Source organism: Sphingomonas sp. NPDC092440 (assembly GCF_044754985.1).
Lineage (GTDB): Bacteria > Pseudomonadota > Alphaproteobacteria > Sphingomonadales > Sphingomonadaceae > Sphingomonas.
Window position 1 is genome coordinate 1 of sequence record NZ_JBIVQA010000008.1, and the last position, 14,105, is coordinate 14,105.

The 14,105-nt window shown below is 69.4% G+C and carries 12 protein-coding genes and 1 tRNA gene; 10 read left to right on the forward strand and 3 right to left on the reverse strand.

The genetic code is table 11. The features are described from left to right. The first annotated feature begins 333 nt into the window (after positions 1-333). From rutB to ACIQCS_RS14680, 5 genes are all read left to right on the forward strand, one after another. Positions 334-1,047, forward strand: coding sequence for a pyrimidine utilization protein B (gene rutB, locus ACIQCS_RS14660; protein ID WP_401531211.1), 714 nt, complete (start codon positions 334-336; stop codon positions 1,045-1,047). Positions 1,048-1,051: 4 nt separating this feature from the next. Then, the gene (locus ACIQCS_RS14665) at positions 1,052-1,435 is read left to right on the forward strand and encodes a Rid family hydrolase (RefSeq protein WP_345849346.1); all 384 of its coding nucleotides are present in this window, start codon (positions 1,052-1,054) and stop codon (positions 1,433-1,435) included. Further along, on the forward strand, positions 1,435-2,217 hold the full coding sequence (rutD, locus tag ACIQCS_RS14670) for a pyrimidine utilization protein D (RefSeq protein WP_345849344.1): 783 nt from the start codon (positions 1,435-1,437) through the stop codon (positions 2,215-2,217). Before ACIQCS_RS14665 ends, rutD begins: the two co-directional genes overlap by 1 nt. A gap of 3 nt (positions 2,218-2,220) precedes the next feature. After that, positions 2,221-3,285 carry a pyrimidine utilization protein A gene (gene rutA, locus ACIQCS_RS14675; protein WP_345849342.1) on the forward strand — a complete coding sequence of 355 codons (1,065 nt, stop codon included), beginning with the start codon at positions 2,221-2,223 and terminating at the stop codon, positions 3,283-3,285. Between the two features lie 87 nt (positions 3,286-3,372). Beyond that, positions 3,373-3,981, forward strand: a complete 609-nt coding sequence (locus ACIQCS_RS14680; RefSeq protein WP_345849341.1) for an RcnB family protein — start codon at positions 3,373-3,375, stop codon at positions 3,979-3,981. A 144-nt stretch (positions 3,982-4,125) separates the two neighbouring features. Here ACIQCS_RS14680 and ACIQCS_RS14685 read toward each other — a convergent pair. After that, positions 4,126-4,199: transfer RNA gene (locus ACIQCS_RS14685), tRNA-Gln, on the reverse strand. Positions 4,200-4,378: 179 nt separating this feature from the next. Here ACIQCS_RS14685 and ACIQCS_RS14690 point away from each other — a divergent pair. Both ACIQCS_RS14690 and ACIQCS_RS14695 read left to right on the forward strand, forming a co-directional pair. Beyond that, positions 4,379-5,410 (forward strand): Ppx/GppA phosphatase family protein, encoded by a 1,032-nt coding sequence (locus ACIQCS_RS14690; RefSeq protein WP_401531214.1) that lies wholly within the window; start codon positions 4,379-4,381, stop codon positions 5,408-5,410. 106 nt (positions 5,411-5,516) lie between these two features. Then, the gene (locus tag ACIQCS_RS14695) at positions 5,517-6,203 is read left to right on the forward strand and encodes an RlmE family RNA methyltransferase (protein WP_345849338.1); all 687 of its coding nucleotides are present in this window, start codon (positions 5,517-5,519) and stop codon (positions 6,201-6,203) included. A gap of 710 nt (positions 6,204-6,913) precedes the next feature. Here ACIQCS_RS14695 and rpoZ read toward each other — a convergent pair. Beyond that, positions 6,914-7,258 carry a DNA-directed RNA polymerase subunit omega gene (rpoZ, locus tag ACIQCS_RS14700; RefSeq protein WP_116839672.1) on the reverse strand — a complete coding sequence of 115 codons (345 nt, stop codon included), beginning with the start codon at positions 7,256-7,258 and terminating at the stop codon, positions 6,914-6,916. Positions 7,259-7,466: 208 nt separating this feature from the next. On the opposite strand from rpoZ, the gene ACIQCS_RS14705 reads away from it, so the two are divergent. Next, the gene (locus ACIQCS_RS14705) at positions 7,467-8,636 is read left to right on the forward strand and encodes a phosphatidylserine/phosphatidylglycerophosphate/cardiolipin synthase family protein (protein WP_345849335.1); all 1,170 of its coding nucleotides are present in this window, start codon (positions 7,467-7,469) and stop codon (positions 8,634-8,636) included. A gap of 154 nt (positions 8,637-8,790) precedes the next feature. On the opposite strand, the gene ACIQCS_RS14710 is transcribed toward ACIQCS_RS14705, so the two are convergent. Continuing rightward, the gene (locus ACIQCS_RS14710; protein WP_345849333.1) at positions 8,791-9,252 is read right to left on the reverse strand and encodes an Lrp/AsnC family transcriptional regulator; all 462 of its coding nucleotides are present in this window, start codon (positions 9,250-9,252) and stop codon (positions 8,791-8,793) included. A 98-nt stretch (positions 9,253-9,350) separates the two neighbouring features. On the opposite strand from ACIQCS_RS14710, the gene putA reads away from it, so the two are divergent. Both putA and ACIQCS_RS14720 read left to right on the forward strand, forming a co-directional pair. After that, positions 9,351-12,938, forward strand: a complete 3,588-nt coding sequence (gene putA / locus ACIQCS_RS14715) for a trifunctional transcriptional regulator/proline dehydrogenase/L-glutamate gamma-semialdehyde dehydrogenase (protein WP_345849331.1) — start codon at positions 9,351-9,353, stop codon at positions 12,936-12,938. 232 nt (positions 12,939-13,170) lie between these two features. Then, positions 13,171-14,091, forward strand: coding sequence for an NAD-dependent epimerase/dehydratase family protein (locus tag ACIQCS_RS14720; RefSeq protein ID WP_345849328.1), 921 nt, complete (start codon positions 13,171-13,173; stop codon positions 14,089-14,091). The last annotated feature ends 14 nt before the right edge of the window (positions 14,092-14,105 follow it).

The window sequence follows — 14,105 nt, forward strand, 5'->3', positions numbered from 1 at the left end:
CTACCAGATACGACCGGCATGCCACAAACTACCTCGCTGCCATCGCTCTCGTAGCCCTTATCACCGCGTGGCTTAAATGAGTCCTCAACCTAGGGTCACGAGACCCAATCAGCAAAGCCCGTCATCCCCGCGCAGGCGGGGATCCAGGGTAAGTCGCGAAATCGAAGCAATCGCATTCGCCGTAATCGGAAACGCCGAAGGGGGTCGCGCCGCCATGGCCCTTGGCTCCCCGTCTGCACGAGGAGGACGAGTTCGCGGAGAGGACGGGGGCGTGTGGAGGGCTTGCGCACCGCCCCCTTCTCGGGAACACTCGTGCAAATGACAGGCGAACCCATGGTAGGCCGCGACCTTTCCGGCCCGCGCATCGTCACGCTTCCCGCCCGGCCCGAGCCGATCCGGGTCAGCGCCGACGAGACCGCGATCGTCGTGATCGACATGCAGAACGCCTATGCCTCGCCCGGCGGCTATGTCGACCAGGCCGGGTTCGACATTTCGGGTTCGGCCGGGACGATCGGCAAGATCGCCGCGGTGCTCGATACGGCGCGGGCGGCGGGCATGCCGGTCATCTATCTGCAGAATGGCTGGGACCCCGATTATGTCGAGGCCGGCGGCCCCGGCTCGCCCAACTGGCACAAGTCGAACGCGCTGAAGACGATGCGCGCCCGGCCCGAGCTCCAGGGCAGGCTGCTGGCGCGCGGCGGCTGGGATTACGAGCTGGTCGACGCGCTCGCCCCGAAGCCCGGCGACATCCGTCTCCACAAGACGCGCTACAGCGCCTTCTTCAACTCGCAACTCGATTCGACGCTGCGCGCGCGGGGCATCCGCAACATCGTCTTCGTCGGCATTGCCACCAATGTCTGCGTCGAGAGCACGCTGCGCGACGGCTTCCACCTCGAATATTTCGGGGTGATGCTCGAGGATGCGACGCATCATCTCGGGCCGCCGATGATGCAGGAAGCCACGGTCTACAATGTCGAGAAGTTCTTCGGCTGGGTCTCGACCACCGCCGACTTCTGCGGCAGCTTCGGCCAATTGCCCAGGGAGTGAGCCCATGTCGTTCGAGCCGATCAATCCGCCGCAATTCCCCACGCCGATCGCGCCCTATTCGGCCGGGGCCAGGGCGGGCGACACCGTCTATGTCTCGGGCGTGCTGGCGCTGGGCGAGGGCGGCGTGGTGCTTCATGTCGGCGATGCCGCCGGCCAGACGCGGCACATCCTCGAGGTGATCAAGACTACGCTGGAAGCGGCCGGCGCGCGGCTGGAGGACGTGGCGATGAACCACATCTTCCTGAAGGATTTCGCCGATTACCCCGTCTTCAACCAGATCTATGCCGAGTATTTCCCCGGCGCCAAGCCGGCGCGCTACTGCATCCGGGCCGATCTGGTGAAGCCCGATTGCCTGGTCGAGATCGCCTCGGTGGCGCATATCGGCTGATGGCGGAGGCGGGGGGCCTTTATTATGAGTGGCATGGGCCGGAAGATGCACCGCCGCTGATCCTGTCGGCCGGCATGGGCGGGTCGGGCAGATACTGGCTGCCCAATCTGCCTGCGCTCGCCGAGAGCTTCCGCGTCATCCTCTACGATCATCGCGGCACCGGCCGTTCGGACCGGACGGTGACGCCGCGCATCGAGAGCATCGGTGACGATATCCGCCTGCTGATGGATGCGCTCGGGATCGAGCGGGCCGCGATCCTCGGCCATGCGATTGGCGGCATGGGCGGCCTGAGCATGGCGCTGGACACGCCGGAGCGTGTCGACAGGCTGGTGGTGGTGAATGGCTGGGGCCGGCCCGATCCCTATATCGCGCGCTGCTTCCAGGCTCGGCTGGCGCTGCTCCGCGCCTATGGCCCCGGCAGATATGTCGACGCCCAGCCGATCTTCCTCTTCCCGCCGCAATGGATCTCGGACAATCATGCGCGGCTGGAGGAAGAGGCGGTCCATCATGTCGCCGGCTTTCCGGCCGACATGGTCGAGGCGCGCATCCTCGAAGCGCTGCGCTTCGACCTGATCGACCGGCTGGCGGCGGCGGCGCTCGACATGCCCGTGCTGCTGCTCGCCAGCGACGACGATGCGCTCGTCCCGCCCGGCTGTTCGCGGGCGCTTGCGCAAGTCATTCCACGGGCGCAACTTGTCCGGATGCCTTGGGGAGGGCACGCCTGCAACGTGACCGACCCGCCGGGCTTCGAGGCCCGGGTGCTCGCATTTCTGGGGAGCTAAATCATGGAAGTCGGCGTCTTCGTTCCCATCAACAACAATGGCTGGCTGATCAGCGAGAACGCGCCCCAGTACATGCCGAGCTTCGATCTCAACAAGGAGATCGCGCTGCGGGCCGAGAAGCACGGCCTGGATTTCCTGCTCTCGATGATCAAGCTGCGCGGCTTTGGCGGCAAGACCGAGTTCTGGGAATATGGGCTGGAGAGCTTCACGCTGATGGCCGGCCTTGCCGCCGTCACCGAGAAGATCAAGATCTATGCCACCTGCCCCACGCTGGTCATCCCGCCCGCCTTTGCCGCGCGCATGTGCAACACGATCGATTCGATCAGCCATGGCCGCTTCGGGCTCAACCTGATCACCGGCTGGCAGCGGCCCGAATACAGCCAGATGGGCCTGTGGCCGGGCGACGAGCATTTCCGCAACCGCTACCAGATGCTCGGCGAATATGCCCAGATCCTGCGCGAGCTGTGGGAGACCGGCCGCAGCGACCTGAAGGGCGAATATTACCAGATGGACGACTGCCTCGTCCGCCCCGTGCCCCAGGGCGAGATGAAGATCATCTGCGCCGGCTCGTCGGACGAGGGGCTCGCTTTCTCGGCCAGGTGGGCGGACTATGCCTTCTGCCTCGGCAAGGGCGTCAACACGCCGACCGCCTTCGCCTTCAACAACGAACGGCTCGCCGCCGCCACCGCCAGGACCGGGCGGGACGTGAAGGTGTTCGTGCTCGTCATGGTCATCGCCGACGAGACCGACGAGGCGGCCATGGCCAAGTGGAAGTCGTACAATGACGGCGTCGATATCGACGCGATCCGCTGGCTGATGGACCAGGGTGCGGCCGACAAGCACAACCCCACCACCAATGTCCGCCAGCTCGCCGCGCCGGAAGGGGCGGTGAACATCAACATGGGCACGCTGGTGGGCAGCTATGCGAGCATCGCGCGCATGCTCGACGAGATGGCGGCGGTGCCGAACACCGGCGGGGTGCTGCTCACCTTCGACGATTTCCTGGAGGGCGTCGAGAATTTCGGTACGCGCATCCAGCCGCTGATGCGGAGCCGCGCGGGGCGCTGAGCCGGAGGGGTGCAGCCTTTCCGATGCTCGATCGTTTCGGTGTCGGGCCAACGGGGATCTGACGTCCCCCAAAGCCGGAGAGCAAGCATGAAGAAGCTGACTTCCCTCGCCGCACTGGCGATTCTCCTCGCGCCGCCGCTCGCCGAAGCGCGGCAGCAACGTCCCGACGATCGTCAGGGCGACCGCCACGGCGATCGCCAGGGCGGCCGTCCCGGCGAGCGTCCGGGCCAGCCCGGTCAGCGCCCGCCCATGGGCGGCCCCGGCGGCCCCGGTGGCCCGGGACGCCCCAATCCGGGCCAGCCGGGCGTCCGCCCGCCGGGCCCCGGCCCGTCCCAGCCGGGGCGCCCCGGAGCGCGCCCGCCCGCGCCGCGCCCGCCGATCGCCCGCCCGCCCGCGCCGCGGCCCCCGATCGCGCGCCCGCCGCACCGGCCCGGCATCGGCCGTCCGCCCAGTTTCCGACCGATCCACCGGCCGCCCTTCGTCTATCCGCGCGGCTATCATTATCAGCGCTGGTCGATCGGCGGGCTGCTGCCGCTGCTCTTCCTGTCGAACAATTATTATTATGACGGCTGGTACGATCTTGGCCTGGGCGCGCCGCCTCCGGGCTATCGCTGGGTGCGCTACGGGCCGGACCTGCTGCTGGTGAACGTGCGGACCCGCCGCGTGGTCGACGTGATCTACGGCGCCTTCTACTGATCCGCGGCGGGGCGCGGTCCGGGCCCGGACCGCGTCCTGCCCGCTTCCCCGGGGGCCGATCGCCGGTCCGCGCCGATGCGGCACGGGCATCCCGGCGCGCGCGCTGATTTCAGGCCGGCGCGCGCTGATTTCAGGGAGAAGTGCTGGATGCCCCGTGAGGATTCGAACCTCAATTAACGGAGTCAGAGTCCGTGGTCTTACCTTTAGACGACGGGGCATCACGCGGCATCACGGCCGGCAGGCGGGGCGCAATAGGGCGGCTGCGCGGCGCTGTCAACGGGCCCCGCCTTGCCCCCGCCCCCGGTCTCCGCTAGCCTCGCTTTCAAGCACCGGCGGCGAAAAGCCGTGACGGAACAGAACATAAGCGAGTGATACGATGGGGGATGGCACCGCCAATATGCCCCGCGGCCGTGGCTCCGGAAAAATCCGGAGAGCTCCGCCGCCCATGGAGCGGCCGATGCGCGGCCGGCCGGGCGACGCGCGCCACTATGCGGCACTGGACCTCGGCACCAACAATTGCCGCCTGCTGATCGCGCGCCCACAGGGTTCGGGCTTCGCGGTGGTCGACGCCTTCTCGCGCATCGTCCGGCTGGGCGAGGGCCTGGCCACCAGCGGCCGGCTATCCGACGCGGCGATCGAGCGCACCATCGCGGCCCTGCGGATCTGCGCCGAGAAGCTGAAGCGCCGGCACGTGATCCTCGCCCGCTCGGTGGCGACCGAGGCATGCCGCCAGGCCTCGAACGGCGCCGAGTTCATCGAGCGCGTCTATCGCGAGACGGGCATCGCGCTCGACATCATCACCGCCGAGGAGGAGGCGCGGCTCGCCGTGCTGGGCTGTCATGCGCTGCTCGAGCCCGGCGACGGCCCCGCGCTGGTGTTCGACATCGGCGGCGGCTCGACCGAGCTGGTGCTGGTCGATTCGCGCGGCGAAGTGCCCCGCATCCTCGACTGGCACAGCGCGCGCTGGGGCGTGGTCTCGCTCACCGAGGCCTCGGGCGCCGCCGGAACCGCGGAGGAGCGCGCGGCGCTCTATGCGAGCATGCGCGCCCGGGTGGCCGAGAGCTTCGCCCCCTTCGCGCAGCGCCTGCGCACGCCGCGCGGCACGCGGCGCCTGCTCGGCACCTCGGGCACGGTCACCACGCTCGCCAGCGTGCATCTGGGCCTCGTCGCCTATGATCGTTCGGTGGTCGACGGGCTGATCGTCCCCGCCCCGGCGATGCGCGAGGTGAGCCAGCGGATCGCCGGGATGAGCATGGCCGAGCGCAGCCAGGTGCCGTGCATCGGCGCGGAACGGGCCGATCTCGTCGTCGCCGGCTGCGCTATCCTCGAGACGATTCTCGATCTATGGCCGGCCGAACGGCTGGGCATCGCCGATCGCGGCATCCGCGAGGGCATATTGCGCCGCCTGATCAACGGGAGAATCTTGTGACCTTGTCCGTTGACGGCACCAGCCCGCTCCCCCACCCGGCCACCCAACGGCAGTATCATATGGGTGGCCGGGTGGGGGGGCGGGCTGGTGCAGCAGGAATGAAGATATGAGCAGAGGCGGCGGACGCGGCCATACCCGCGTGCTGACGGCGCGAAAGCGCACCGCGCAGTCGACGCGCTGGCTCGAGCGCCAGCTCAACGATCCGTACGTCAAGCGCGCCAAGGCCGAGGGCTATCGCAGCCGCGCGGCCTATAAGCTGATCGAGCTGGACGAGAAGTTCGGCTTCCTGAAGGGCAAGAAGCGCGTGGTCGATCTCGGCATCGCGCCGGGCGGCTGGACCCAGGTGGTCCGCCGCCGGCTGCCCAAGGCGCCGGTGGTCGGCATCGACCTGCTGCCCGTCGATCCGATCGACGGCGCCGTGATCCTGCAGATGGACTTCATGGACGATGCCGCGCCCGACCGGCTGATCGAGGAACTGGGCGGCGCGCCCGATCTGATCGTGTCGGACATGGCGGCCAACACCGTCGGCCATCCGCAGACCGATGCGCTGCGCACCATGGGCCTGGTCGAGACCGCGCTCGACTTCGCGATCCAGGTGCTCGAGCCGGGCGGCGATTTCGTCGCCAAGGTGTTCGCCGGCGGCGCCGATTCGACGCTGGTGGCGGAAATGAAGCGCAACTTCGCCACGGTGAAGCACGCCAAGCCGCCGTCGAGCCGCAAGGGCTCGGTGGAGTGGTTCGTGGTGGCGCAGGGGTTCAAGGGGCGGGCGAAGGCGGAAGCGGGCGAAGCGTAACGGTCGCCGCCCGGCTGCGCGGCGCGGGCATGGCGGGGCTTGCCCGATCCCGTCGTCACCCCGGGCTTGTTCGACGACCCATCCCCCTGAGACAACTATCCCCCTGAGACAGGGGGCTCCCAATAGCCGTCATCCCCCATCCTTTCTCCGTCATCCCCGCGCAGGCGGGGATCCGGGGTAGCGCGGGACAGCGATGTCACCAGGCGGGCGCTCTCCGGAGTGCGCAGGACTTGCTGCGCGCGATCGGCCCCTGGCCCTGGATTCCCGCCTGTGCGGGGATGACGGAAGGGTATTTGTCGCGGCGGAGCAAGTGCCAGGACAAGGTGCTCCCGATAGCCGTCGTTCCGGCCTTGCGCCGGGATCCCGCTGCTTCCCGCGCGGGCGAGAAGCAGCGGGACCCCGGCTCAGGGCCGGGGTGACGAGGGAAGAATATGAGTCCCCAGCCTGGGGGCACGACTCAATCAGCAAACCCCGTCTCAATCGGCCAACCCCGTCATCCCGGCCTTGCGCCGGGATCCCGCTGCTTCTCGCGCGGGCGAGATCGCGGGGCCCCGGCTCAGGGCCGGGGTGACGAAGCAAGAATAGGAGTCCCCAACTCGGATCGAGTCTCGATCAACAGGCACGAATGCAGCCGGAACCCTGATCCGATCGCCAAAGCAAAAGGGCCGGAGTTGCCCCCGGCCCCTTGCGAAGTTCAGCGGATCGCCGGCTCAGCCGTCGTAGTCGCCGCCCAGATTCTGGTTGCGCGGCGGGGCGGCGGCGGTGAGGCGCAGCGCCTCGGCCGAAGCCGCGATCGAGCCCACTTCGTCCGGCGCTTCCTCGTCGTCGATCTGCACGCGCTGCAGGCTCGAGACCACTGCTTCCTCCAGGTGAGTCGGGCGGACCGTCTCTTCCGCGATCTCGCGCAGCGCGACGACCGGGTTCTTGTCGCGGTCGCGATCGATGGTCAGATCGGCGCCGCCCGAGATCTGGCGGGCGCGCTGCGCCGCGAACAGCACGAGATCGAAACGGTTGGGAACCTTGTCGACGCAATCTTCGACAGTGACGCGCGCCATCTACGCTTCCTTGAAAAACGGAGTGTCCGGGAAAGGCGGCGACATAGGGTCCGGCTGTGGAAAAGTCAAGAAAATGGGCTCCGTGCCCGCGCGGCGAACCGAATCGCGCGCGGCGCGTTGGGAACGCCATCGCAACGATGTCCGCGGAGGCCCCTTGGAAGCGCTCGCCCCTCTTGCCCCCGTGCCGATGGTCCCGCATCACCCGGCGATGCGCTTGACCCAGCCGAGCTACACCGTCGACGGCAACCGGCTGACGCTGCTGCCCGACGGGCCCGAGCGGCTGGAGGCGCTGCTCGACCTGATGCGCCGCGCCGAGCGGACGCTCCGGGTACTCTACTATATCTATGTCGACGATGCGGCCGGCGCGGCGGTGCGCCAGGCGCTGCTCGACGCGGCGGCGCGCGGCGTGAAGGTCAGCCTGATCGTCGACGGGCTCGGCAGCGAGCATGCCCAGAGCCATGGCTTCTTCGATCCGCTCCACGCGGCCGGAGTCGATGTGTGCCGCTTCGTGCCGCGCTGGGGGCGGCGCTATCTGCTCCGGAACCACCAGAAGCTCGCGCTCGCCGACGAGGCGCGGGTGATCGTCGGCGGGTTCAACATCGAGGACAGTTATTTCGGCACGATCGAGCAGGCCGCCTGGCGCGACCTGGGGCTGCTGATCGAGGGGCCGGCGGCGGGCCGGCTGGTCGGCTATTATGATGCGCTGTCGAACTGGGCCCGGCGGCCGCGCGGCAGCCTGCGCAGGCTGGCGAAGACGCTGCGCGCCTGGAGCGAGCCCGAAGGCGCCACGCGCTGGCTGCTTGGCGGCCCGATGCGGCGGCTCTCGCCCTGGGCGCGCGAAGTGAAGCGCGACATGGAGCGGGCGCAGTCGATCGATATCATGGCCGCCTATTTCGCGCCCAATCCGGCGATGCTCCGCCGGCTGGATCGCGCCGGCCTGCGCGGGCGGGTGCGGCTGATCCTGCCGTCCAGGCTCGATCACGGCGCCGCGATCTGGGCGGCGCGCTTCACTTATGCCGGGCTGCTCCGCAAGCGGGTGCAGATCTACGAATATCAGCCGACCAAGCTGCACGCGAAGCTGTTCCTGCTCGACGATGTGGTGAATATCGGCTCGGCGAATTTCGACATCCGCTCGATGTTCCTCAATCTCGAGCTGATGTTCCGCGTCGAGGATCCCGCCTTCGCCGCCTATGTCCGGGCCTTTGTCGATGGCGAGGTGGCATGTTCGGAGCGGATCACGCCCGAGCTCTACCGGGCGCGCACCGGCCCCTGGACCCGGATCAAGCAGGCCGCGGCCTATTTCGTGATGGCGGTGCTCGACTATAACGTCACGCGCCGGCTCAACTTCGGCCCGCGCGGGACGCGGCCGCAGGGCTAGGTCGAGAACGCATATTCCTCCTTCGTCACCCCGGCCTTGGGCCGGGGTCCCGCTGTCCCGCCAGCGCAAGAAGCAGCGGGATCCCGGCGCAAGGCCGGGATGACGGTGGAAAATCAAATACTTGTTTGGGTGCCCAACCTGATCCTTGCCAAGGTCAATCCTTGATCGTCTCCATCGCGACATAGGTCGAGGTGCTGGCGACATGGGGCAGGCTCGATATCTTCTCGCCCAGCACGATCCGGTAGCGGCGGATGTCGGCGGTGCGGACCTTCAGCAGATAGTCGAAATTGCTTGCGAGCATGTGGCATTCCTCCACCTCGGGGAGGCGCCGCACCGCCGCGTTGAATTCCTGCAGCGCCTTTTCGCGGGTGTCGGCCAGCTTCACTTCGGTGAAGGCGATATGGTCGAGGCCCAGCCGCGCGGGATCGACGATCGCGCGGAAGCCGCGGATCACACCGGCATCGGTCAGCCGCTTCAGCCGCACCTGGGCCGGGGTCTTGGACAGCCCCACCTGCCTGGCCAGCTCGGTCACCGTCATCCGGCCGTCCGCGGCCAGCGCGGCGACGATCTTGCGGTCGAACTCGTCCAATTCGACTGTCGCGGGGGGCTTCTTCATGGATTTCGCCTAGCAGATGGCTTGCAAATTGGCGATTCCGCCTGTGATTCGCCTCTCAAAAGTCTGATCGACCGAGGCAAGCGGCATATCATGGCGGGATGACCCAGCCTGCGCCCTTCGCTGCCTTCGCCCCGCCCGTCCGCGAGCCGACTCCGCTCCGCCGGGCGATCACCGCCGCCTATCGCCGCGACGAGCGCGCGGCGGTCGCGCCGCTGCTGGAGGCGGCGACGCTCGACGCCGCCACCCGCGCGGCGATCCGCGAGACGGCGACCGGGCTGGTCACCGGCCTGCGCGCGCGGCGGCGCGGCGGCGCGGTCGAATCGCTGGTGCAGGAATATGCGCTGTCGAGCGAGGAGGGCGTGGCGCTGATGTGCCTGGCCGAGGCGCTGCTCCGCATCCCCGACGATGCGACGCGCGACGCGCTGATCCGCGACAAGATCGCCGATGGCGACTGGCGGGCGCATCTCGGCGGCAAGTCGCTGTTCGTCAACGCGGCGACCTGGGCGCTGGTGGTGACGGGCAAGCTGGTCGACAGCGTCGACGATCGCGGGCTGGGCGCCGCGCTGATGCGCCTCGTCGCGCGTGCCGGCGAGCCGGTGATCCGCCGCGCGATCGATCTGGCGATGCGGATGATGGGCGAGCAGTTCGTCACCGGCGAGACGATCGCCGAGGCGCTCAAGCGCGCCCGCCACGAAGAGGCCAGGGGCTTCCGCTACAGCTACGACATGCTCGGCGAGGCGGCGACCACTGCGGCGGACGCCGAGCGCTATTATCGCGATTACGAGAATGCCATCCATGCGATCGGCACGGCGTCGAACGGGCGCGGCGTCTATGCCGGGCCGGGCATCTCGATCAAGCTCTCGGCGCTCCATCCGCGCTACGGCCGCGCCCAGGCGGACCGGGTGATGGGCGAGCTGCTCCCCCGGGTGAAGACGCTGGCGGTGCTGGCGCGGCGCTATGACATCGGCCTCAACATCGATGCCGAGGAAGCGGACCGGCTGGAGATCTCGCTGGACCTGCTGGAGAGCCTGGCGCTGGATCCCGATCTGGCCGGCTGGGACGGGCTGGGCTTCGTCGTCCAGGCCTATGGCAAGCGCTGCCCCTTCGTGATCGACTGGATCGTCGACCTGGCCGGGCGCGCCGGGCGGCGGATCATGGTCCGGCTGGTCAAGGGCGCCTATTGGGACGCGGAGATCAAGCGCGCCCAAGTCGACGGGCTGCGCGATTTTCCGGTCTATACCCGCAAGGCGCATACCGATGTGGCGTATATCGCCTGCGCGCGGAAGCTGCTGGCGGCGGGCGACCGGGTCTTCCCGCAATTCGCCACGCACAATGCCCAGACGCTGGCGACGATCTACCGGCTCGCCGGGCCGGACTTCGCGCTGGGCCAATATGAGTTCCAGTGCCTGCACGGCATGGGCGAGCCGCTCTACGAGCAGGTGGTGGGCGCGGCGAAGCTGGACCGGCCCTGCCGCATCTATGCGCCGGTCGGCACGCACGAGACGCTTCTGGCCTATCTTGTGCGCCGTTTGCTGGAAAATGGCGCCAACTCCTCCTTCGTGAATCGTATCGCGGATTCCGGAATTCCCGTTTCGGAGCTGGTCGCCGATCCGGTCGAGCAGGTGCGGGCGATGCCCGATCCGGGCGCGCATCACGACAGGATCGCGCTTCCCGCGGCGCTCTATCCGGACCGCCGCAATTCGGACGGCATCGACCTGAGCGACGAGGACGTGCTCGCCGCCTTGCGCGAAACGCTCCCGGCCAGCGCCGCGACCGAATGGCGCGCCGCGCCGGCGGATGGGCAGGGTGTGTCTCGCAAGGTTTTGAATCCAGCCGATAATCGGGACGAGGTTGGCCAGGTGATCGAGACCTCGCCAGCGGCGGCTGCCGCAGCCGTCGCGCGTGCCGCTGCTTCGGCCTGGCACGCCATGCCGGTCGCCGAGCGCGCCGCGATGCTCGAGCGCGCCGCCGATGCGATGCAGGCGCGGATGCCGCTGCTGCTCGGCCTGATCGTGCGCGAGGCGGGCAAGTCGCTGCCCAATGCAATTGCCGAGGTGCGTGAAGCAATTGATTTCCTTCGCTATTATGCGGCGCGCGCGCGGGCGACCTTCGGGCCGGCCCAGTTGCCGCTCGGGCCGGTGGTGTGCATCAGCCCGTGGAATTTCCCGTTGGCGATCTTCACTGGCCAGGTGGCGGCGGCGCTGGTGGCGGGCAATCCGGTGCTCGCCAAGCCGGCCGAGGAGACGCCGCTGATCGCCGCCCAGGCGGTGGCGCTGCTCCACGCGGCGGGGGTCCCGGCCGACGCGCTCCAGCTCGTGCCCGGCGACGGCGCGATCGGCGCGGCGCTGGTCGGCGCGGCCGAGACCGCGGGCGTGATGTTCACCGGCTCGACCGAGGTGGCCCGCCTTATCCAGCGCCAGCTCGCCGCCCGCCTTTCCCCCGCCGGCCGGCCGATTCCGCTCGTCGCCGAGACCGGCGGGCAGAATGCGATGATCGTCGATTCCTCGGCGCTTGCCGAGCAGGTCGTCGCCGACGTCATCGCCTCGGCGTTCGACAGTGCGGGCCAGCGCTGTTCGGCGCTCCGGATCCTGTGCCTGCAGGAAGAAGTCGCCGATCGCACGCTGGCGATGCTGAAGGGCGCGCTCAGGGAGCTGCGCATCGGCCGCACCGACGCGCTCAACGTCGATACCGGCCCGGTGATCACCGCCGAGGCGCGCGACACTATCGAGCGCCACGTCGCGACGATGCGCGCGCGGGGCCACCGCATCGAGCAGCAGGACCTGCCGGCCGCGACCGGGCATGGCACCTTCGTGCCGCCGACGATCATCGAGATCGGCGCGATCGCCGATGTCGAGCGCGAGGTGTTCGGCCCCGTGCTCCACGTGCTGCGCTATCGCCGCGACGATCTTCCGGTGCTGATCGATGCGATCAATGCCACCGGCTATGGCCTCACCTTCGGCCTGCACACCCGGCTCGACGAGACGGTTGCCGAAGTGACCGCGCGGGTGAAGGCGGGCAATCTCTATGTGAACCGCAACGTGATCGGCGCGATCGTCGGGGTGCAGCCCTTTGGCGGGCGGGGGCTCTCGGGCACCGGTCCCAAGGCAGGCGGGCCGCTCTATCTGGGCCGGCTGGTCGGCACGGCGCCGGTGGCGATCCAGCCCATGGGTGCGGCCGGGACGCCGCTGGCCGAATTCGCCGCCTGGCTCGACGCCCAGGGCGAAGTGCGGGCGGCCGAGGCGGCGCGGCGCTATGGCGCGGCCTCGGCCCTCGGCGTCGAGCGCGAGCTGCCGGGCCCGGTGGGTGAGCGCAACCTCTATGCGCTCCATCCGCGCGGCCGCATCCTGATGCGCCCGGTGACCGTGGCCGGCCTGTACGACCAGATGGCCGCGGTGCTGGCGACGGGCAACCGGGGCAGGCTCGACGGGATGGCGCTGCCCCATGGCCTGCCGCCCCGGGTCGCCGCCGCCTTCGCGCCGGATGCGGCGGAACCCCTCGCTGCGGCGCTGGTCGAGGGTGACGCCGTGCCGGTGGCCGAGGAACTGGCGGTGCTGGACGGCCCGATCGTGCCGCTGCTCGCCATGGGCGAGTCCGGCTATCCGATCGAGCTGCTGCTCGAGGAAGTGTCGATCTCGATCAACACCACCGCCGCCGGGGGCAATGCCAGCCTGATGACGATCGACTGATCCAGGCGCGCCGAAGCCCCGCGCGCGGCCAAGTCCTGCGCGCTCCGGAGAGCGCTCGCCCGGTGGCGTCGTTGTCCTGCGCTGCCCTGGATCGCCGCCTGCCCGGGGATGACGGGTTTGCCGATTGAATCTTGAGCCCGGGCGGCGCCATCCGGCGCTTGCCTCTCCGTCCGCCGCGCGGCATGGGGTGAGGCTCGGCCGGCAGGCAGGTTTCAGTTCCAGGACCAAGGGCATGAAGGACAAACTCATAGTGCTGATCGGCGGCGGCGGTTTCGTCGGCCGCTATGTCGCGCAGGAACTGCTCGCCGCCGGCGCGCGCCTGCGAATCGCCCAGCGCCGGCCGCGCGACGCCTGGTTCCTCAAGCCGCTGGGCGGCCTAGGCCAGACTCAGTTCGTCGCCGCCGACGTGACCCGGCCCGAGACGATCGCCGCCGCGGTCGCCGGTGCCGATGCGGTGGTCAACCTCGCGGGCGTGCTCAAGGGCGATTTCGACGGCGTGAATGCCGCGGGCGCCCAGACCGTCGCCGCCGCGGCCCGGGCGGCCGGCGTCGCCTCGCTCGTCCATTTCTCCGCGCTCGGCGCTGCTGACGATTCGGCGTCCGCCTATGGCCGCTCCAAGGCGGCGGGCGAGGCCGCGGTACGGCAGGCCTTTCCGGAAGCCGTGATCCTGCGTCCTTCCTTCGTCTTCGGGCGCGAGGACGCGTTCACCAACCGGTTCGCCGCGATGCTCGGCATGGGGCCGGTGGTGCCGGTGCTCCGCGCCGGGGTGCGCTTCCAGCCGGTCTATGTGGTCGACGTCGCCCGGGCGGTGGCCGCGGCGCTGGCCGCGCCGGAGAAGTCCGCGGGCCAGACCTATGCGCTGGCCGGACCCGACACGCTCACCATGGCGGGCCTGCTCCACTGGCTCGCCGGCGCGACCGGCCACCGGCCGGCCTTTGCCGAGCTGCCCGATCCGCTCGGCGCGCTGATCGCGATGCTGCCCGGCACGCCGATCACTCGCGACCAGTGGCGCATGCTGCTGGCGGACAATGTCGCCGGCGATGCGCCCGGGCTGGCGGCGCTCGGCATCGTGCCGACGCCGCTTGCCAGCGTCGCGCCGGCCTGGCTCGTCCGCTACCGTCGCAACGGCCGCTTCGCCAGGCTGGCCGCCTGACCGCCTTTCCGCGC

Excerpts from the sequence above, each read along its gene's own strand:
- ACIQCS_RS14705 (WP_345849335.1), top strand. The coding sequence starts at position 7,467 with ATGCGCTTGACCCAGCCGAGCTACACCGTCGACGGCAACCGGCTGACG.
- rpoZ (WP_116839672.1), bottom strand. The coding sequence starts at position 7,258 with ATGGCGCGCGTCACTGTCGAAGATTGCGTCGACAAGGTTCCCAACCGT.
- ACIQCS_RS14720 (WP_345849328.1), top strand. The coding sequence starts at position 13,171 with ATGAAGGACAAACTCATAGTGCTGATCGGCGGCGGCGGTTTCGTCGGC.
- ACIQCS_RS14680 (WP_345849341.1), top strand. The coding sequence starts at position 3,373 with ATGAAGAAGCTGACTTCCCTCGCCGCACTGGCGATTCTCCTCGCGCCG.
- ACIQCS_RS14665 (WP_345849346.1), top strand. The coding sequence starts at position 1,052 with ATGTCGTTCGAGCCGATCAATCCGCCGCAATTCCCCACGCCGATCGCG.
- ACIQCS_RS14695 (WP_345849338.1), top strand. The coding sequence starts at position 5,517 with ATGAGCAGAGGCGGCGGACGCGGCCATACCCGCGTGCTGACGGCGCGA.
- rutD (WP_345849344.1), top strand. The coding sequence starts at position 1,435 with ATGGCGGAGGCGGGGGGCCTTTATTATGAGTGGCATGGGCCGGAAGAT.
- rutB (WP_401531211.1), top strand. The coding sequence starts at position 334 with ATGGTAGGCCGCGACCTTTCCGGCCCGCGCATCGTCACGCTTCCCGCC.
- ACIQCS_RS14710 (WP_345849333.1), bottom strand. The coding sequence starts at position 9,252 with ATGAAGAAGCCCCCCGCGACAGTCGAATTGGACGAGTTCGACCGCAAG.
- rutA (WP_345849342.1), top strand. The coding sequence starts at position 2,221 with ATGGAAGTCGGCGTCTTCGTTCCCATCAACAACAATGGCTGGCTGATC.
- putA (WP_345849331.1), top strand. The coding sequence starts at position 9,351 with ATGACCCAGCCTGCGCCCTTCGCTGCCTTCGCCCCGCCCGTCCGCGAG.
- ACIQCS_RS14690 (WP_401531214.1), top strand. The coding sequence starts at position 4,379 with ATGCCCCGCGGCCGTGGCTCCGGAAAAATCCGGAGAGCTCCGCCGCCC.